15 protein-coding genes and 1 pseudogene are annotated in these 18908 nt (G+C 59.8%); 6 read left to right on the top strand and 10 right to left on the bottom strand.

The genetic code is table 11. From position 1 onward, the window contains the following. Positions 1-1263, bottom strand: coding sequence for a cytosine permease (codB, locus tag BV390_RS12910; RefSeq protein WP_032700587.1), 1263 nt, complete (start codon positions 1261-1263; stop codon positions 1-3). 1142 nt (positions 1264-2405) lie between these two features. On the opposite strand from codB, the gene BV390_RS12905 reads away from it, so the two are divergent. From BV390_RS12905 to BV390_RS12895, 3 genes are read left to right on the top strand one after another with little or no spacing between them, the layout of a single operon-like run. Continuing rightward, complete coding sequence (locus tag BV390_RS12905; protein ID WP_032688919.1) at positions 2406-3017, top strand: methylthioribulose 1-phosphate dehydratase; 612 nt, start codon at positions 2406-2408, stop codon at positions 3015-3017. Positions 3018-3042: 25 nt separating this feature from the next. Continuing rightward, positions 3043-4539, top strand: a complete 1497-nt coding sequence (locus BV390_RS12900) for an FGGY-family carbohydrate kinase (RefSeq protein ID WP_085397002.1) — start codon at positions 3043-3045, stop codon at positions 4537-4539. Further along, a complete protein-coding gene (locus BV390_RS12895; protein ID WP_085397001.1) occupies positions 4536-5564 on the top strand; it encodes a 2-hydroxyacid dehydrogenase in 1029 nt (342 codons plus the stop codon). Before BV390_RS12900 ends, BV390_RS12895 begins: the two co-directional genes overlap by 4 nt. A 38-nt stretch (positions 5565-5602) precedes the next feature. On the opposite strand, the gene BV390_RS12890 is transcribed toward BV390_RS12895, so the two are convergent. From BV390_RS12890 to BV390_RS12870, 5 genes are read right to left on the bottom strand one after another with little or no spacing between them, the layout of a single operon-like run. Next, positions 5603-6547, bottom strand: coding sequence for a carbohydrate kinase family protein (locus BV390_RS12890; protein ID WP_085397000.1), 945 nt, complete (start codon positions 6545-6547; stop codon positions 5603-5605). A gap of 11 nt (positions 6548-6558) precedes the next feature. Continuing rightward, positions 6559-7557, bottom strand: a complete 999-nt coding sequence (locus BV390_RS12885) for an ABC transporter permease (protein ID WP_032696416.1) — start codon at positions 7555-7557, stop codon at positions 6559-6561. Next, entirely contained in the window at positions 7557-8543 is a 987-nt protein-coding gene (locus tag BV390_RS12880; RefSeq protein ID WP_085396999.1) for an ABC transporter permease, read from the bottom strand. The genes BV390_RS12885 and BV390_RS12880 overlap by 1 nt, the downstream gene beginning before the upstream one ends. Next, positions 8540-10045 (bottom strand): sugar ABC transporter ATP-binding protein, encoded by a 1506-nt coding sequence (locus BV390_RS12875; RefSeq protein WP_163923324.1) that lies wholly within the window; start codon positions 10043-10045, stop codon positions 8540-8542. The genes BV390_RS12880 and BV390_RS12875 overlap by 4 nt, the downstream gene beginning before the upstream one ends. 44 nt (positions 10046-10089) lie before the next feature. Beyond that, positions 10090-11070, bottom strand: a complete 981-nt coding sequence (locus tag BV390_RS12870; protein WP_032688908.1) for a sugar ABC transporter substrate-binding protein — start codon at positions 11068-11070, stop codon at positions 10090-10092. 416 nt (positions 11071-11486) lie between these two features. Here BV390_RS12870 and BV390_RS12865 point away from each other — a divergent pair, with 416 nt between their 5' ends. Both BV390_RS12865 and BV390_RS31935 read left to right on the top strand, forming a co-directional pair. Then, positions 11487-13796 (top strand): molybdopterin-dependent oxidoreductase, encoded by a 2310-nt coding sequence (locus tag BV390_RS12865; RefSeq protein ID WP_085396998.1) that lies wholly within the window; start codon positions 11487-11489, stop codon positions 13794-13796. Between the two features lie 81 nt (positions 13797-13877). Further along, positions 13878-13991: pseudogene (locus BV390_RS31935) on the top strand (hypothetical protein); the annotation flags it as partial. A 430-nt stretch (positions 13992-14421) separates the two neighbouring features. Here BV390_RS31935 and BV390_RS12860 read toward each other — a convergent pair. Both BV390_RS12860 and mtnC read right to left on the bottom strand, forming a co-directional pair. Next, entirely contained in the window at positions 14422-14964 is a 543-nt protein-coding gene (locus tag BV390_RS12860) for a 1,2-dihydroxy-3-keto-5-methylthiopentene dioxygenase (RefSeq protein WP_032688906.1), read from the bottom strand. Continuing rightward, a complete protein-coding gene (mtnC, locus tag BV390_RS12855) occupies positions 14961-15650 on the bottom strand; it encodes an acireductone synthase (protein WP_032688905.1) in 690 nt (229 codons plus the stop codon). The genes BV390_RS12860 and mtnC overlap by 4 nt, the downstream gene beginning before the upstream one ends. Positions 15651-15818: 168 nt before the next feature. Between mtnC and BV390_RS12850 the strand changes: the two genes are divergently transcribed. Beyond that, a complete protein-coding gene (locus BV390_RS12850) occupies positions 15819-16964 on the top strand; it encodes a pyridoxal phosphate-dependent aminotransferase (protein ID WP_165556137.1) in 1146 nt (381 codons plus the stop codon). Here the strand turns inward: BV390_RS12850 and BV390_RS12845 are convergent, their stop codons facing one another. Beyond that, complete coding sequence (locus BV390_RS12845) at positions 16965-17591, bottom strand: IbrB-like domain-containing protein (protein WP_032688901.1); 627 nt, start codon at positions 17589-17591, stop codon at positions 16965-16967. Beyond that, positions 17576-18799 (bottom strand): phosphoadenosine phosphosulfate reductase, encoded by a 1224-nt coding sequence (locus BV390_RS12840; RefSeq protein WP_046852949.1) that lies wholly within the window; start codon positions 18797-18799, stop codon positions 17576-17578. The genes BV390_RS12845 and BV390_RS12840 overlap by 16 nt, the downstream gene beginning before the upstream one ends. Between the last annotated feature and the right edge of the window lie 109 nt (positions 18800-18908).

The following is an 18908-nucleotide window of genomic DNA, read 5'->3' as shown; positions in this document are numbered from 1 at the left end:
CTACTGCTCCGCGACCGAATCAGCGGCGGGCTGACGTTTGCTCAGACGTGTCAGCGCGATATAGACCAGCGCAGAAACGGTAATGCCAACCAGCGGGGCGATCCACGGCGACAGGTAAGCCACCACCGCACCCACGGCGTAGGCGCTAAGCCCCAGCCAGTTAAAGCGTGGTAAGCGGGCGGTGTGCAGCAGCGGATAGCGGCCGCCGCGATAAAACCAGTAGTCGGCGAGGATAACGCCGCCGATGGGCGGAATAATGCTGCCCAGCAGCACCAGGAAAGGGATCAGCATTTCATACATCCCGCCAATGGCCAGCAGAATACCGACGCCGGCGGCGACCACGGTCAGAGTGCGGCGGCGCTCGCTGCGCAGCAGATGGCAGGCGGCGGCCGAGACGTTATAAATCGTCGGCCCCTGAATGGTCAGCAGGTTGAGACACAGCATCACCACCGCGGCGACCGACAGCCCCTGCAAAATCAGCACTTCCACAATATCGGCCTGCTGGTAGACGATGGCGCACCAGGCGCCGGCCACAATCATCAGCCCGTTACCGATAAGGAAACTGCTCATGCTGGCGACGATAGCGGTGCGGCTGGAGTTGGCCAGCCGCGTCCAGTTGGTCGCCTGGGTCGCGCCGCTGGCGAAGGTGCCGAAGACCATAGTGATCGCCGCCGACCAGGTCATGGTCTCGCCCGGTTCGATTTTGGTCATTGCCTGCCAGCCGCCGGCGTGGTGGGCGGCAAGGTACATCGAGACCACCAGCAGAATGAACATCAGCGGCACCGATACGCGTGACAGCGCATCCAGCCCTTTGTAGCCCACCAGCGCGGTGACGCAGAACAGGATACCGAACAGGATCATCAGCGGGATGGTCATGGCGGCGGGCAGAGCGAGGATTTTGACCAGCGAGATGGCGACCGTCGCAGTACCCCAGGCGTACCAGCCCAGTTCGGCGAAGCCGAGAATAAAATCGGCGAGCTTGCTGCCGATTTCACCGAAACAAAAACGTCCCATCAGCACGGTATTCAGCCCGCTGCGTGCGGCAATCCAGCCGAGGGAGGCGGCATACAGAGCCAGCAGAAAGTTACCGATCGCCGCAATCCACAGGAGATTGACGATGGAAAAAGAGACGCCTAGTTTGCCACCGGCGAACATCGTGCCGGTAAAAAAGGTAAAGCTGAACAAAACCATGGAGATCGAAAACAGGCCCTTACGCCCGGAGGCGGGCGCTTCGACGAGCGGAAAATCATTGCTGTTTGACATTGTGGAACCTCTGAGTGGCTATCCGAATGGCGATGGCAGAGAGGTAGCAAGAGATATGCCAACAAAATCAAGGCAGGGGTGACACAATGTGATGGGCAGTGTGCACATAAAAAGTCGTTTATCAGCCGATGGCTGCCAGAAGAGTGTGCACGGTGCAAAGTTTTGCCCCGCGATGGGGCAGCGGCTGACAGATTACGCAGGCAGGCGCTGAGATTTAGCGATTGTGACCGCACTTCTGTCGGGTGGCGGCTGGCGCCTTACCCGACCTACGGGGCGGATTGGGGCCGGAATTGCTCTGACGGGTTGCGGGCTTGAGGCTGTTCGCGATTTTGTCGGGTGGCGGCTGGCGCCTTACCCGACCTACGGGGGCGGATTGGGGGCCGGAATTGCTCTGACGGGGTGCGGGGTTGAGGCTATTCGCGATTTTGTCGGGTGGCGGCTGGCGGTTTACCCGAACTACGGGGGCGGATTGGGGCCGGAATTGCTCTGACGGGTTGCGGGCTTGATATGAAGGGTGGATCTCGTAGGCCCGGTAAGGCGTCAGCCGCCACCGGGCAATGCCCGAGACGCGCACTTTATCAACAATCAGACAGGGACTGGCGGCGCGGGGTTGCCATGCCTGCAATCCCGCAAATCACGATCTTGTCGGGCATAATCGTCTCTACGCATTTTGCGCCCGGTTTCTGCAGGCGCATCGCACTTCTTTCCTACAGAACGATCCCCCGTCTTTTTGAACCCGGATAGTCGGTAATAGGGGCTTCATGAAAACCTCCGGTTATATCATTGTTAAAAACAGTAATTTCATATGCATTTCTGATATAACCATTATCAATGTAAGCCTTTCCTGAAATATTGTTCACTTAAGCTAGCGGTGTTAGTATCGGGTAAATAGCCATTTAGACGGCTAAAGAACCTTTGACCAGGCTATTTTATGGGCCATTTTGGACCCGGGCAGTGCTCACACAAACGCGTAGAGTTTTGAACGCCTTTGATGGCGGCCCGAAGGGTGAGCGTAGCGAATACTCCTCACGTACTTCCTGTACGCTCCGGGTGTTCCGCGCTGTCCATGTCCAGACTGCCTGCAACAATAGCGCCTGCCCGTAAAGGTTCTCAAATTAACATCGCTAAACTAAGGAACTGCTATGTGGCAAGAAAGACTCGCGCAACTGGTCACCACCTGTCATTGGATCGGCGCGAAAGGCTGGGCGCCGGCAACCGGCGGCAATATGTCGGTGCGTCAGGATGAGACCTGGTGCTGGCTTAGCGAGTCGGGACGCGATAAAGGCAGCCTGACGACGGAAGATTTCCTGCAGGTCGAGATCGCCAGCAATAAAGCGCCTTCCGGGCGTAAACCTTCTGCTGAAACCGGTCTGCATACCCTGGTGTATCGTCTGTTCCCGGAAGCGAACGTCGTGCTGCACGTCCATACCGTCAACGCCACCGTACTGTCGCGGATTGAAAAAAGCGCCACCCTGGCGCTGCAGGGCTATGAGATGCAGAAAACCCTGACCGGCCAGCACAGCCATCTCGATACCGTACCGGTGGCGATTTTCGATAACGACCAGGATATCGACGCCCTGGCGGCGCGCATTGAAGATTATGCGCAGACCAACCCGCTGCGCTACGGCTTCCTGCTGCGCGGCCACGGCCTGACCTGCTGGGGCAAAGATATTAACGAGGCCCGCCGTCAGCTGGAAGGTCTGGAGTTTCTGTTCGAGTGCGAGCTGATGCGCCGCCGCTACGAGCGCGACTAAATTTCACTCCACTAACGGGTCAGGCATGGATTTTTATCTCGGAATCGATATCGGCACCTCGCGCGTTAAGGCGGTGCTGTTTGATGAGCACTTTCAGGCTCGAGCCAGCACGGCGGAGAGTACCGGCCCGCGCCTGTCGACGAACGGTCATGCCGAGCAGGATATGGCGCAGCTGTGGCAGTCGGTGATGGCCATTTTGCAACAAATTGCCCGACAGCCGGAGCTGAAGACCGGACGTCTGCGGGCGATCGGCCTTGCCGGGCAGGGCGAAGGCGTCTGGCTGAGCGATGCCGAGGGCGAACCGGTTGGCCCGGGGATCCTGTGGAGCGATACCCGCAGCCGCGAGCTGATGAGCGAGCTATTACGCCGTCCGGGCTTCGACCGGCGCTTTTTCTCTGACACCGGCACTCACCTGCAACCGTGCAATACCAGCATGCAGCTGAGCTGGCTCCGGCACTATCAACCGGAGCGGCTGGCGCAGGCTCATTATCTGTTTTTCGCCAAAGACTGGGTGCGTTTTCGCTTAACCGGGGTGGCGGCGCTGGATTTTACCGACGCCAGTACCTCGCTGCTCAATCAGCACAGCGGAGAGCTGTCGGAGGTGGTGCTTAACGAAATGGGGCTGGCCGATCTTCAGCACCTGTTCCCGCCGCGGCTGGCCCCCGATGCGCCGGCCGGCACGCTGCGCGATGAGGTCGCCGCCCTTACCGGACTCCCCGCCGCCACGCCGGTGGCCGCCGGGGCGCTCGACGTGTGCAGCGCCGCGCTGGGCTGCGGAGCGGTCAACGATGGCGATATCTACACCATTCTCGGTACCACCTGCTGTACCGGGATTGTCTGCCACGGTCGCCAGGCGGTGAATGAGGGGACACGCTATGTCACCCACACCGAGTCGGGGAGCTTTATCAATCTCTTCCCGATGCAGGCCGGCACGCCGAATATTGACTGGCTGCAACAGCATATTTCCCTGACGCCGGACCTCCAGTTGCTGGAGCAGTCTATCGCCGATGTCGAACCGGGCAGCGGCGGCGTTTTCTGGCAACCCTATCTCAACGGCGAACGCGCGCCGTTTTTCAGCCCCGATGCGCGGGCCGGGTATTTTGGCATCAGTCAGCACACGACCCGCGCGGAGCTGCAGCGGGCGGTGTTTGAAGGACTGGCTTACGCCATCGTCGACTCGCTTCAGGGCTACCCGCAGGGCGGCGAACTGTACCTGACCGGCGGCGGCGCGGCCTCGGCGACCTGGCTACAAATTATTGCCGACTGTAGCGGGCGCACGGTGGTCTCCAGCACCTTTAATGAACTCAGCGCTCGCGGGGCGGCGATTCTGGCGGCCCGTAGCGTCGGCGCGCTGGCGCACTATCCAACGCTGGAGCAGACCCGCTATCAGCCCGATCCGCAGGCCCACGCTCGCTACGCTGCTCTGTACCCGGTTTACCGGCTGCTGCGCGAGCAGATGCTGCCCGTCTGGCAGGCCCGACAGGATGCCCTCCACCGTCTTTCTCAGGAACAACATTCATGAAAATCGTTTTTACCGCCGAACATTCCGGCGATCTCACAGCCTTTCAGCAACTCGGCGAGTTGCTGGTGGCAGGCTGGGCGCTGGGCAAACCGAAACTGAGCGCGGGCCAGCTGATTGAGCTGGCGCATGATGCCGATGTTCTGGTCACCAGCTATGACGATGTGACGCAAGAGGTGATCGCCGCCTGCCCGCGACTGCAGGTCATCGCCTGCACCCGCGCCAATCCGGTGAACATTGACACCAAAGCCGCTCAGGCCCGCGGTATCCGCGTGCTCTATACGCCGGGGCGCAATGCGGACGCCGCGGCGGAGCTGACCATCGGGCTGATGCTGAGCCTGGCGCGGCATATTCCGCAGTCCCATGCGGCGCTGAAACGCGGTGAATTTACCCGTGCTGAGAACGACACCCAGGCTACTCAGAGCGGACTGCGCCGCGATGTGGTGTGGGACGTGAGCCCGGAGAGTCCCTATGAAGTGTTTAAAGGCAGCGAGCTACGCAACAAAACCCTGGGGCTGATTGGCTATGGCAATATCGGTCGCCGCGTGGCGCGTATTGCGCGGGCGTTTGGCATGGCGGTGCTGGTGGTGGATCCGTTTGTCGCCGCCGAAGATATCAACGAACCGGGTCTACAGAAAACGACGCTTGAGGGACTGTTCCGCGAGGCGGATATCGTCAGCCTGCATCTGAGCAGCGGCCCGCACAGCGATGGTCTGGTGAGCGCGGCGTTGTTGAATAGCATGAAGCCCGGCGCGCTGTTGATTAACACTTCGCGGGCCGCGGTAGTGGATGAAGAGGCGTTGATTCACGCGCTGCGTCATGGCCCGCTCGGCGGCGCGGCGCTGGATGTCTATCACCGCGAACCGCTGTGGCGCGACCATCCGTTTATCACCGAGTTTGATAACGTGATCATCACGCCGCATATTGCCGGCGCGACGCGGGAGAGCATCGCTAAGCATACGGCGATGATTGCCGCCGACCTCCAGCGCTATGTCGCTGGCGAGCCGCTACTCTATCAGTGGCGCTAAGCCGCTCTTGCCGCCGCGCGATGCGGCGGCGAAGCTTTTTATCCGCGCCGGTTTGCCGCCATAAAGTCCTGCGTATGCTGCCAGTCCACCACGCCGGCATCCGATCCCATCCCGGTCGCCACCAGCGCGGCGACGGCGGAAGCCACCTCGCACGCCTCTTTGATGCTTAACCCGCGGGCCAGCGCGGCAATAAAGCCGCCGCAGTAGCTGTCGCCGCAACCGGTGGTATCCACGGCATTGACCCGATACGCCGCGATATGTTCGATGCCACCGTCGCCGGTCAGCATCCACGAGCCGTTTTCGCCATCCTTCAGAATGCAGGTTCCGACGCCCAGCTCGAAGAAGAAGCGGGCGATGTCGGCGGGGTCGGTGCGCCCGCTGAGGTAGCTTGCCTCTTCCAGCGAAGGCATAAAGTAGTCAACCGACGGCAGCAACGGGCGCAGCAGTTCCAGCGTGTTCTCATTCGGGGCGATCAAATCAAAACTGGTGACAACACCCCGGGCCTTCGCCGCCCGCAGCAGAAGGGCGCTTTGCCCGCGATCCATCGCCGCCAGCAGGCCGCTGCCGCCGTGGTGCAGGAAGCGGCAGTCGAGAATCGCGTCAAACTCTTCTTCGCTGACGAAAAGGGCATCGGAAGCGCCCCGGCAGTGCAGCGCCGGGCGCTCGCCGTTGGGACGGATCGGCAGGATCGTCGCCGACGTTTCCTGCTGCGCCGTGCGCTGGATCAGCGAGCAGTCGATCCCCAGCCGCGTATAGCTGGCAAGGATAAAATCGGCTTTTTCATCTTCGCCAAGGCAGGCGACCGCGGCGGTACGAATGCCCAGCTTTGCGGCGTTAATATTGGCTCCGGCGGCGGTACCGGCGGGGTTAAGGCGAATTTGTTCGATAAAGGCCACCCCGCCGCGCGGCGGGATGTCAATCACCGGGCGACCGGCGATATCAAGAATAGTCAGGCCGACAAAGACGGCGTCAAAGGCTGCCATAGGTGCTCCACTTAACGATGGGTTTGGCGCAGACGCGCCTGCCAGAAGGAGAGGGCCAACGCTACCACCAGAATCACGCCAACCAGCGCATCTTTCACCAGATAGTTGAGCCCCATCAGGTTCAGGCCGTTATCAATAATGGCGAGGAACAGCACGCCGCCGAGAGTGCCGGCGATGCTGACCCGACCCAGTCGGTTAAAGGCGGTGCCGATAAATACCGCGGCGATAGCGTCCATCAAATAGGCCTGACCGGCCAGCGGGGTAAACTGGCGCAGGTTGGCGGAAAGAATAACGCCGCCGACGGCGCACAGCGCGGAGGCCGCCACCAGAACCCACAGCAGAGTCCGGCGATCGCGGATCCCGGCGATTCGCGCCGCTTCGCCGTTCTGGCCGATGGCGCGGACATATTTGCCAAACAGCGTGCGTTCGGTAATCAGCCAGGCCGCCAGCCACAGCGCGAGGACAATCACCACCGGCGTTGGAATGCCGGCGATATTGCCGACCGCCAGGTCATGATACTCAGGCGCCATTCTGCGGTAGGAGATAGAGCCGCCGCCGTCGGTATAGATGCGCTCGGCGCTGCTGGCGATAAACCAGGTGCCGAGGGTGGCGAGGAACGGACGAATCTGGCAGATAAGGATCAGGAAGGCATTCAGCAGGCCAATCATCACTCCGCCAAGCAGGGCGCAGCCCACCGCCGCCTGCCACGGCAGGTGCCAGGTTTTTAAGGCGACCAGCGCAAAGGCGGCGCCGAAATCGAGCGCTACGCCTACCGACAGGTCGATGGCGCCGGCGCTGACGATTAAGGTCATCGCCATCGCCACAATCAGCAGAATGGCGCTGCCCTGGAGTAGATTCGCCCAGTTATCGAGGGTCAGAAAGACCGGATTGGCCCAGCCGAACAGGGCGACCGCCAGCAGGGTGATAATGCCGAATCCGGCCCGCGACAGCCATGCCAGCGGGCTGCTGCCCGACCGGTTGGTTGAGGATTTGAGCGTCAGCTGACTCATCAGCGGCCTCCTTGATGCCTGACCGCCGAGGCCGCCAGAACGATGAGGATCAGGCCGCCCTTGATGGCGCCCATCCAGAAGATATTCACCCCCAGCAGGCCAAGGCCGTTAGAGAGCGCGTTGACCAGCACCGCGCCGAGCAGCGCGCCCCAGATGGTGACCACGCGACGCCGCGAGAACGCCGCGCCGATAAAGGTGGCGAGGACGGTTTCCAGCAGCAGCGGCGTCGCCGTGCCGCTGGAGCTACCGGAGCCCTGGCTGAGCAGCGGCAAAATCGCCAGCCCGGCGGCGATTCCGGCCAGTAGCCAGACCATAACCGTCAGACGACGGACGTTGAGACCGCTCATCTGCGCCATATCGCGGTTACCGCCTACCGCCTGTAAATGCTGGCCGAAGCGGGAGTGATGGAGCAAGAACTGAAACAGCACGAATACCGCCAGCAGGTAGATCAGCGGCCAGGGAACCCCGAGCACCGCGTTGTCGCGAAAAGCGACCATTAGCGGGTCGTTGACCGCGATGCGCCGCTGGCCGGTCAGCAGATCCGTCAGGCCGGTAAAGGCGACGGAGGTAGACAGCGTCGCCAGCAGCGGCGGCAAGCCGGCGGCGAGCACCAGTATCGCGTTCACCGCTCCGCAGGCGAGAGATACCGCGATCAGCAGCAGTAACAGCAGCAGATACGGGGTGTTCCATTCGACCATACCGAGGCTCAGCAGGGCGACGCCGAGCACGGCGATAGCGGGAAGCGAGAGGTCGATACCGCCGGAGACCACGTCATCGCCGCCAACGGCAATCACGCACACCAGGCCGAAACAGAGAATCGCCAGCGGCACGCTCTGCACCAGCATCATGCTGATATTCTGCCAGCTTAAAAAGAAAGGCGACTGGAGGCTAAGCCAGACCAGCAGCGCAAAAAAGAGAATCAGCGGGAATTTTTCGATAAGCGTCGTTATGCCCGGAAGCGGGCGGCGCTGGATACCTGCACTCATACCTGTTGTTCCTGTCCACCGTTAATCGTCGCCAGCAGCGCGTCGAGCGTCAGCCCCCGGGTCGGGAGATTGGCCACCAGCTCGCCGCGCCACATCACCAGGATGCGGTCGCAAAGGCCCAGTAGCTCCGGCGCATCGCTGGAGGAGACCAGTACCGCGCGTCCGCGATCCGCCAGCTCGCGGGTGCGCTGATAAATATCGCTGCGGGCGCCGATATCGACCCCGAGAGTGGGTTCATCGAGAATAAAGAGCCGTGCGTCGGTACCCAGCCAGCGGGCCAGAATGGCTTTTTGCTGATTGCCGCCGCTCATAAAACGCACCGGCAGTTCCGGACGACCCGGGCGGATAGAGAGTTGGTCTATCCAGCTGCGCGCTTTTTCCAGCGCCCGACCGCGATGTTCCCAGCCGAGGGTGGCGGTCTCCGGCAGGGAGGCGAGATTAATATTGTCGGCGGTGGAGAAGGGAAGAATCAGCCCCTGATGGCGGCGGTCGCGCGGCACCAGCGCCATCCCGGCGCGGGTGGCCTGATACGGCGTACGCAGCCGCTTCGGCTGGCCGTCGATGCTAATCGTGCCGCTGCGGGCGCGGCGTAGCCCGTAAAGCAGATCGACCAGCACGTCGCGGCCGGCGCCCAGCAGACCGGCGACGCCGACGATCTCTCCCGGCTGAATATCAAAGGTCATCGCGTTTAATTGCGCGCCGTCGCTGAGCTGGCGCACCGACAGGACCGGTACGGCGGCATCGACCTGATGAGCGCTACTCTGGCGCGGAGTATAGAGCTGTTCGATATCGCGCCCGACCATCATTTTAATCAGCGCGTCGGTGTTTTGCAGGAGCTCCCGGTCGGGATAGCCGACGACTTCGCCGTTACGCAGTACCGTGCCGCGATCGCACAGGGCGGCGATTTCATTGAGATAGTGAGAAATATAGAGAATCGCGATCCCCTGCTGCCGCAGGCGCAGAATCGCTGAGGAGACCAGGCTGGCTTCCTGCGCTTCCAGCGGCGCGGTAGGCTCATCGAATACCACCAGCTTTGCCGCGCCGTCGATCAGCGCGCGGGCTATTTGCACCAGCTTGCGTTCAGCGAGGCTGAGGTCGCGGATCAGGCGGCGGGGATTGATGTCCAGCTGCCAGCTGTCGCGGAAAAACGCTTCGGTGGCGGCATTCATTCGCCGCCGGTCCAGCGCCCCCCAGCGGGTACGGTACTCCTGGCCGAGGAACACCGATTCCGCCACCGTAAAGTGGGGGATCAGGTTGAGCTCCTGGTGAATCACGCGAATGCCCAGCGCTTCAATCGCCGCCGGATGACCAAGCGGCAGCGGCGCGCCGTCCAGGGTGGCGTTGCCGCTATCGGCCTGGTAGACGCCGGCGAGGATTTTGATCAGCGTCGATTTTCCGGCGCCATTCTCGCCGATCAGACCGTGAATTTCGCCGGGATTCAGAAGCAGCGTGACCGCATTTAATGCAGTCACGTTGGCAAAGCTTTTGCTGATCTGGTTCATCGCCAGACCAGCGGCGGGGTTAGCCCCGCCGGAGGATTGAGTGATCACTGCAGTTCGCCATATCCCAGCTGTTTGTAGACTGCTTTCGCCTCCTGCGGCCCTTTAACCGGGACCACCGGAATAAAGGTCTGCAGCGGCAGTTTCTCTTTGGCGAAGTAGCGCGCGACGTTGTCGGCGGAGGTCTGGCCAATCAGATGCGGCTGCTGAGCCACGTTGGCGACGAACGGGCTATTCGGTTCGGCCATGATCTCCAGCGTTTCCGGACCGGCATCGATAGCGGTAACCTTCACGTCTTTATCGCGGCCGGTCTCTTCCAGCGCCTGGACAATGCCGATAGCCGGCTGATCCCAGCAGGCGACATGGATGGCATCGAGTTTGCCTTTAGGATACTGGCTGAGTAATTCGAGGGTTTTCTTACGCGCGTCTTCCGGGGAATTGGCAAACTGTTCGGCCAGCTCCGGCTGGATAATATGAATATCCGGATAATCCTTAAGGACATATTTCCACTGATCGTAGCGAATGCCACAAATACGCAAGGAGCTGGAGAACGCATTGAATACGGCAACGTTACCTTTACCGCCTAATTCATCGGCCATATAGCGGCCAATGGTCGAGCCCAGGGTGTAGTTGTCGGAAGTGGTGTTATTGACCGAATATTTTGACACATGGTCAACGGTAAATACCGGAATGCCGGCATCGCGCAGGGCTTTAAATTTAGGTTCGACAGCGCTGTCGCCGAGAATACTAATTACCGCATCGACTTTACGTGACAGTAAAATATCATGGTTGTTGGCATGGACCTGATTATCACGGCCGCCGTCGACGCCAATGACCTTGCCACCGAGTTTCTCCACCTCCTCCGTTGCGCCTTTGTAGGCTTCACGATCCCAGAAGTGCTGAGTGCCAACCACGGCGACGCCGATGGTTTTCCCCTGAAGCGACAGGGCTTCGGCGGCTGATGCGCTAATGGAGACGAGCGAGAGCAGACCCAGTGCGGCGGGTAATAATTTTTTTCTCTGCGACATTCTTATTATGATCCTGTGATGAAGGTGGCTGCGGAGTCGTAGCATGACAATAACGAGCACGCAACCTCAAATACGAAATATGTCTAAGTTATTCCAACAATGTTATATCGCAGGATTAGCCGAGGAAAACGTAATTTTATCATTAGTAAGCTGAAAATATTTCATGATGCATAATTTAATCCTCTTTTATATTGTGGATATTAAAACTGATGCGTTATTTTTAGTGCAAATAATCATTGCTGCTTAATTATTATGGTTTAGTTGACGGGAAATCTGGTAAATAACCCGGAGGACCGCGAAGTGTGAGGGGTTAATTGCTATATATGCAGCATATTATATGGCGGGTGGCGTTTTATCTTGCCGAGGATAGCGCTCTATTATAGCGCTCTTTAGCGGGTGAGAAGAAAACAGGCACTATGAGAAAACAGCATAATCTGACCGTGATGCACTGGGGAACCTGGCAGGTTCAGGCCCGCGATGGCCATATCGCTGCGGTCACGCCGGTCCCCTGGGATAAGTCTCCTTCACGTATCGGTCAATCACTCCCCGATGCGGTCACCGGCAATGCGCGCATTCGCCGTCCGGCGGTGCGAGAAGGCTATCTGAAAAATGGCCCGGCTTCCCGCGAGGGGCGGGGCACAGAGCCTTTCGTGGAGGTGAGCTGGGAGGTTGCGCTTGACCTGCTGGCCCGCGAGCTGACTTCGCTGAAGACGCGCTGCGGCAACGAGGCGATTTTTGGTGGCTCTTACGGCTGGGCCAGCGCCGGGCGTTTTCACCATGCCCAGAGCCAGCTGCATCGTTTCCTGAAAACCTTCGGCGGCTACACCGCCAGCACCAATACCTACAGCAGCGCCGCCGGGGAGCGCATTTTGCCGCATGTGCTCGGGCCGCTCAGTCCGCTGCATCGCCAGCATACTCACTTCTCTGAGCTGGCGCGCGAGTGCCAGCTGTTTGTCGCCATCGGCGGTTTACCGCTGCGTAATGCGCAGGTCAACGGCGGCGGCGCCAATGACCATATGCTGAAGCACTGGCTGGATAAAATGCAGGAAGGGGGAACGCGCTTTGTCAACATCAGCCCGGTGCGTAACGATCTCAGCGCCGTGGAGAGCGCGCAGTGGCTGGCGATTCGTCCGGGCACCGATACGGCCCTGCTGCTGGCGCTGTGCCACGTGCTGATAGTGGAATCTTTGTACGATGCGCAATTTGTCGCCAGCCATACGGTAGGCTTTGAACCGTATCGCGCTTATCTGCTCGGCGAGAGCGACGGGATAGCGAAAACGCCGCGCTGGGCGGCGGCGATTACCGGTATTGCTGAACAAGACATTGTCTCTCTGGCGCGGATGATGGCCAGCCAGCGTACGATGGTGAATATCTCGTGGTCCATTCAACGCGCGCGCCAGGGGGAACAGGCCTACTGGGCCACGGTAGCGCTGACCGCGCTGCTGGGGCAAATCGGTACGCCGGGCGGCGGGTTGGGCTTCGGTTACGCCTGCACCAACCTGGCGGGAGCCTCGCGTAAAGCGTTCTCCGGCCCGCGCTTACCGGCCGGAGAAAATGCGGTCAGCAGCGTGATCCCGGTGGCGCGACTGGCGGATATGCTGCTGCATCCCGGCGAGGAGTACGAGTTTGACGGCCAGTGTCTGCGCTATCCCGATATCCGCCTGGTGTACTGGGCGGGGGGGAACGCGTTCCATCACCATCAGGATCTCAACCAGCTGTGTGAAGCGTGGCGGCGGCCGGAAACGGTGGTGGTCCACGAGCAGTACTGGACCGCGCAGGCTAAATTCTCCGATATCGTGTTGCCGGTAACCACCTCGCTGGAGCGTGAAGATATCGGCAGCGGTGGTCACGACGGCTTTATGATAGCCATGAGCGCCCAGATCCCGCCGGTGGGTGAGGCGCGCGATGATTACGCGATTTTCTGCGATCTCGCGGCGCGGCTGGGCATTGGCGAGCAGTTTAGTGAAGGGCGGGACGCCGGCCAGTGGCTGCGGCAGATTTATGAAGCCTCCCGGCCGCGGGCGCAGGAAGAGGGGATTGAGCTGCCTTCGTTCGATGAGTTCTGGCAGCAGGGCGTGCTGGAATATCGTGCCCCGGAAAAACCGCAGGTCTTTCTGGCGGAGTTCCGCGCCGACCCGCAGCGCTATCCGCTATCCACTCCCTCCGGCAAAATTGAACTCTACTCGGCAACGATTGCCGCTTTTGGCTATCGCGAATGCCCAGGCCACCCGTGGTGGGATACGGAAGAGGCGGCCCGGCAGCAGGCGGAGGCCGGGCGCTGGCCGCTGCATCTGCTCTCCAGCCAGCCGCGCACCCGTCTGCACAGCCAGTACGATCACGGCAGCGTCAGCCGGGCGACGAAAATTCAGGGCCGCGAGCCGCTGTGGATGCATCCGCAGGATGCGCAGGCGCGGGGCATTGTCGAAGGCAGCGTGGTGAAGGTGTATAACGCCCGCGGGGCGATTCTCGCCGGGGTGCATCTTAGCGAGCAGATCCTCAAGGGGGTGGTGCAGATGTCAACGGGAGCCTGGTACGACCCGCTGGATCCGAAGGTCAAAGGTTCGCTGGACAAGCATGGCAATCCGAACGTATTGACCGAAGATCGCGGCAGTTCGCGCCTGGGTCAGGGCTGTAGCGCCCAGACCTGCCGGGTGGAGATCGAACCATGGCGTGAACCGTTACCGCCGATTACCGCCTTCGATCCGCCGAGGTTTATTAGGGGTTAGGGAGTGGGTGTTGCCCGGCGGCGCTTCGCTTGCACGGGCCTACGGGAAGCTGCGGACGTTGTCGGTCAGGTCAGGCGTAACCGCCAGCTGGGACAGGGCTGTAGCGCCCAGACCTGCCGGGTGGAGATCGAACCATGGCGCGAACCGTTACCGCCGATTACCGCCTTCGATCCGCCGAGGTTTATTAGGGGTTAGGGAGTGGGTGTTGCCCGGCGGCGCTTCGCTTGCGCGGGCCTACGGGAAGCGGTGGACGTTGTCGGTCGGGTCAGGCGTAGCCGTCAGCTGGGACAGGGCCGGTTTATCGCCCGCCCAGGCTGCGGAGCAAACCCAGCTGCGCGGGCCTATGGAAAGCTGGGGACGTTGTAGGCCGGGTCAGGCGTAACCGCCAGCCGGGACAGGGCCGGTTTATCGCCTGCCCAGGCTGCGGAGCAAACCCGGCTGCGCGGGCCTACGGGAAGCTGTGGCTGTTGTCGGTCGGGTCAGGCGTAGCCGCCAGCTGGGACAGGGTCGGTTTATCGCCCGCCCAGGCTGCGGAGCAAACCCGGCTGCGCGGGCCTACGGGAAGCTGGGGACGTTGTAGGCCGGGTCAGGCGTAGCCGCCACCCGGCATTATTGCATTGCGGCGTTATGCCAGCCGCGGGTAGGCGTCGGCGATATCGTCGCCGGTAAATTTCGCTACCCAGCCTTCCGGGTTGTCGAAAATGCGGATAGCGGTGAAGTTGGGTTCCGAGCCCATATCAAACCAGTGCGGCGTATCGGCCGGTACCGAAATCAAATCGTTCTTCTCGCACAGTACCTGAAACACCTCGTTGCCGATATGCAGGCAGAACAGCCCGGCGCCTTCAACAAAAAAGCGAACCTCGTCTTCACCGTGGGTGTGTTCGTTGAGAAACTTCGCGCGTAGCGCCTCTTTCTGCGGATTATCGGCGCGCAGGCTGATCACGTCCCAGCTCTGGTAGCCTTTTTCAGCGACCAGTTTGTCAATGGCGTGCTGATAGGCCTCAATCACCGTTTCCGGCGTCGGGGAGACACCTAGATCGCGGTCGGCCTGCCAGCGTTCGAAGCGCACGCCTTTGGCGTTGAGCTGCTGCTGGATTTCATCGCCGTCGGTGCTTTGCCAGAGAGGGGTACCGGCGTCTTTTTCTGAATAAATCGTTAATGCGCTCATGCTGGGATCTGCTCCGGATGAATGTCGTCAAAACGCTGAACTTGCGGGTGATGGCTGGCAGGATCGCGGTCGCCGCGCACCAGCTGGATCGTACGAAAACCGGCGGCTTCTGCCGCATCCAGCTCCTGATGAATATCGGAGAGGAACAGAATCGTTGCCGGATGATGCCCCAGCTGTTCGGCAATATTGCGATAGGACTGCGTTTCTCGCTTGGCTCCCGTCAAGGTATCGAAATAGCCACTGAACAGATGAGTAATATCACCTTCGTCGCTGTAGCCAAATAACAATTTCTGCGCCGCGATGGAGCCAGAGGAATATATATATAAATCAATTCCCTGGGACTTCCATTTTTCCAGCGCGGGCAGAACGTCCGGATAGAGATGGCCGGTAAAGTCGCCATTAACATAGCCTTCGCGCCAGATAATACCCTGCAGCGCCTTGAGCGCCGTTGACTTGCGGTCTTCGTCCATAAAGGCCAGCAGGGTATCAATCAGTTCGGCGGTGCTGGCGGCGGGGTTACCGATTTCTGCTCGCAGATTATCAAGGATCGTCTTCACCGGATCGGCGTACTGTTGCGCGGTGACAAAGGCCGCGAGCCGCTCGCGGGCGTACGGAAACAGAACGTTGTGGACAAAAGAAATGTCGCTGGTGGTGCCTTCAATATCGGTCACGATAGCGCGGATCATGGTTTCTCCAGAGTGGGCGGTGCGCCGTGATGGGCTGCTTCAGGCGAGAACCGGTATAACATTATCATTTAGACGTCTAAGCGTCTTGATTGCCAAATATTAACATCGTGTTATAGTGGCTTCAACAACAGCATTACAATCGGTAATTATAAAATGAGTAATAAGCCACTGATTCCTGAAAGTAAACTTCCTTCTCTTGGCACCACCATATTTACACAAATGAGCGCGCTGGCGCAGGAACACCGGGCGATCAATCTGTCGCAGGGGTTCCCGGATTTTGACGGGCCGCGCTACCTGCAGGAGCGCCTGGCGTATCATGTCGCTCAGGGGGCTAACCAGTACGCGCCGATGACCGGTGTCCCGGCATTACGTGAAGCGATCGCCGATAAAACCGCCGAACTGTACGGCCATCGCCCGGATGCAAACAGCGATATTACCGTCACGGCGGGGGCGACCGAAGCGCTCTACGCGGCGATCACCGCGCTGGTACGCGCCGGCGACGAGGTCATCTGTTTTGACCCCAGCTACGACAGCTACGCGCCGGCCGTAGAGTTATCCGGCGGCGTATTGAAACGTATCGCTCTGCAGCCGCCGCATTTTCGCGTTGACTGGCAAGAATTTGCCGCAGCGCTTAGCGAGCGCACCCGGCTGGTGATTCTCAATACGCCACATAACCCGTCGGCGACGGTCTGGCAGGGCGAGGATTTTGCCGCGCTGTGGCAGGCGATTGCCGATCGCGAAATTTATGTGATCAGCGATGAGGTCTATGAGCATATCTGCTTTGCGCCGCACGGGCATGCCAGCGTACTGGCACACCCTCAGCTGCGCGAGCGGGCGGTGGCGGTCTCTTCATTTGGCAAAACCTTCCACATGACCGGCTGGAAAGTGGGGTACTGCGTGGCGCCGGCGGCAATAAGCGCCGAGCTGCGCAAGGTTCATCAGTATCTGACCTTCGCGGTGAATACGCCCGCCCAGCTGGCTATCGCCGACATGCTGCGCCATGAGCCGCAGCACTATCGCCAGCTGCCGGAATTCTACCGCGAGCGGCGAGATCTGTTTGTCGATGCCCTGCGCAGTAGCCGTCTGGAGATTCTGCCCTGCGAGGGCACCTACTTCCTGCTGGCTGACTACAGCGCGATTTCCGATCTCGACGATGTGAGCTTCTGCCGTTGGCTGACGACCGAGGTGGGCGTCGCGGCGATCCCGCTGTCGGTGTTCTGCGCCGATCCGTTCCCGCACAAACTCATACGCCTGTGCTTTGCAAAACAGCCGGCAACTTTGCTGGCCGCAGCGGAACGTCTCTGCCAGCTGTAGCTATTTTACGGTCCACGCCTGAGAAAATTGCCGGTCGCCAAACAGTTCGGCAAGACCATTAATTTGTTTCAGGCGTAACACTTCGTCAGCATCCATACCCAGCTCTTGACTGATTTTAGCGTCAGACCAGCCAAGATTCGCCAGTTCATGGACGATACTCGACATGGCCGGGATCTGGTGGCGGCCCCGCGCGCGGTTATGGCGGATAGTGGCGGCCATCAGCGTATCGCGAGTGGCTGAATGGTTTTCCAGGCAGGTGACCGGGAGATAGCCGTTCAACTGCTGTTTTAACGGCGCTTTGTTGCTGGCCAGCTCGTGACGATGGAATCCGTCAACGATGGTGTAGCGCGCCTCATCTTGTCTGAGCACCACGATGGGTTGCGTAAAACCGTCCGTTTCCAGCGAAGTGAGCAGCAGACGTTTTTCCGGCGGGGCGAGGTTGTTGGGGTTGTAATCATTTGGCGCAACGCTTTCCTGTTTTACCCACAGCACACAGTCAACGGGATGCGATTTGAACGGACTGTAGTCGTGCAAAAGCTGGCGAAAAGCGTTCAGCGCCTCAATGCGTTCTGCCTGCGAAAGCGTGTTCAGATAGCGCTCAAGATCCTGCATTATTTGTTGTTGCATAGGATTCCCCACTGCTGGCGTTTTTGACTCATTCGTTCGCGGTAGCGCCGGTAATGGCTGGATTTGGTTGGACTGAAAGAGAGCATGCGGCACCAGTAATCGTTATTCAGTAGCACCTTGCAGATACGTCGCCAGGACGGAATATCCTTCGCGCCGGTATCGGCCTTCTGGAGGTCAGGTATCTCCTCCATCCCCTGCTTTTGATACCAGCGCAGATAGACGGCAATTTTATTCCGGTAATGCTCGGCCGTTTTTTCCGGCATGCTGTCGAGTAAAAACAGGGCGTAGCTCTTCCAGCTATGATGTCCGGGCTTCTCCAGCTTGCGATGCCCGTAGAACTGGTTATCCTGGCCGGCGTAGATGCCGCCGCCGCACGCGCCGCTCACCCGCTGACACATGGCGGCCCAGCGTTCAGGTTCCAGTACGTGATAAAGCCAAAGCCCCTGGCGTTGTTCCGGACCGAAAGGTTCACAGATACGCATGTAGCGCAGCGGTACGCCGGCCTGATACATCAGATTATAGAGTGGGTTACAGGCGAGTCCGCTTTTGGCAAACCAGGTCCAGATATCAGCGGTTTTCCAGTCATAAATAGGGTAGGCGTACCACGCGTGGCCCCCCGGCGCTGCGGTGGTCCAGGGCTTGTCATCGGCAAAGCGCTGTTTGCGGCGCGACGAGATGGTGATGAATCGGTTAAGGGATTCATCCGCGCGGATGCCGACTAAGACCGCCGCGGGACGGTTAGCGGAAAACCAGTCGGCGAATTCGCGAACAAAGTTTTCGAAGCTCATCCCCGGGGTGTAAAAAGAAAAATAGCCGGGGTCGGTAATGGCATGTGGAGGAGGCTGGCGTACCCATGGGGTGCCTGGTTCCCAGCATTGCCATTCCGGAGCGAACTGGCTGAGTGAGTTCTGCGTGGTTAGCGGCAGAGCAACCCAAAAAAATCGTTCGATGACATCCTGATACGTTTCCCGCAGCGCTTCACAATGGGTAATGGTGCAGGAAAACTGCGCTTCCCAGTCGATAAACAGCACGCTAATTTTGCGGCCCGTACGTCGCGCGTGAAGCGCGGTCAGATGTAACATCAGGGTGGAATCCTTGCCCCCGGAAAAAGAGACACAGATACGTGGGAAATTATCCATCACCCATTCAATGCGTTTCTGCGCGGCCTGCAGAACGGACTCGGGTAACGGAAGTTTTATTAATGTCACGGTCTCTGTTCCTTAACTGCAGTTGACGATCTGATTGCATATCATGCTACGACAGAAAGCCATCATCGTCATTCTTTATGCTGTGCATTTGTGTGGTGTATTGGTTTTT

The organism is Klebsiella sp. YJ (genome assembly GCF_002108615.1).
Lineage (GTDB): Bacteria > Pseudomonadota > Gammaproteobacteria > Enterobacterales > Enterobacteriaceae > Klebsiella > Klebsiella planticola.
This window is presented reverse-complemented; position numbering and strand designations above follow the sequence as displayed.

What these genes read in the sequence shown, in the direction of transcription:
- codB (WP_032700587.1), bottom strand. Translation starts at nt 1,263, where the DNA reads ATGTCAAACAGCAATGATTTTCCGCTCGTCGAAGCGCCCGCCTCCGGG.
- BV390_RS12905 (WP_032688919.1), top strand. Translation starts at nt 2,406, where the DNA reads ATGTGGCAAGAAAGACTCGCGCAACTGGTCACCACCTGTCATTGGATC.
- BV390_RS12900 (WP_085397002.1), top strand. Translation starts at nt 3,043, where the DNA reads ATGGATTTTTATCTCGGAATCGATATCGGCACCTCGCGCGTTAAGGCG.
- BV390_RS12895 (WP_085397001.1), top strand. Translation starts at nt 4,536, where the DNA reads ATGAAAATCGTTTTTACCGCCGAACATTCCGGCGATCTCACAGCCTTT.
- BV390_RS12890 (WP_085397000.1), bottom strand. Translation starts at nt 6,547, where the DNA reads ATGGCAGCCTTTGACGCCGTCTTTGTCGGCCTGACTATTCTTGATATC.
- BV390_RS12885 (WP_032696416.1), bottom strand. Translation starts at nt 7,557, where the DNA reads ATGAGTCAGCTGACGCTCAAATCCTCAACCAACCGGTCGGGCAGCAGC.
- BV390_RS12880 (WP_085396999.1), bottom strand. Translation starts at nt 8,543, where the DNA reads ATGAGTGCAGGTATCCAGCGCCGCCCGCTTCCGGGCATAACGACGCTT.
- BV390_RS12875 (WP_163923324.1), bottom strand. Translation starts at nt 10,045, where the DNA reads ATGAACCAGATCAGCAAAAGCTTTGCCAACGTGACTGCATTAAATGCG.
- BV390_RS12870 (WP_032688908.1), bottom strand. Translation starts at nt 11,070, where the DNA reads ATGTCGCAGAGAAAAAAATTATTACCCGCCGCACTGGGTCTGCTCTCG.
- BV390_RS12865 (WP_085396998.1), top strand. Translation starts at nt 11,487, where the DNA reads ATGAGAAAACAGCATAATCTGACCGTGATGCACTGGGGAACCTGGCAG.
- BV390_RS12860 (WP_032688906.1), bottom strand. Translation starts at nt 14,964, where the DNA reads ATGAGCGCATTAACGATTTATTCAGAAAAAGACGCCGGTACCCCTCTC.
- mtnC (WP_032688905.1), bottom strand. Translation starts at nt 15,650, where the DNA reads ATGATCCGCGCTATCGTGACCGATATTGAAGGCACCACCAGCGACATT.
- BV390_RS12845 (WP_032688901.1), bottom strand. Translation starts at nt 17,591, where the DNA reads ATGCAACAACAAATAATGCAGGATCTTGAGCGCTATCTGAACACGCTT.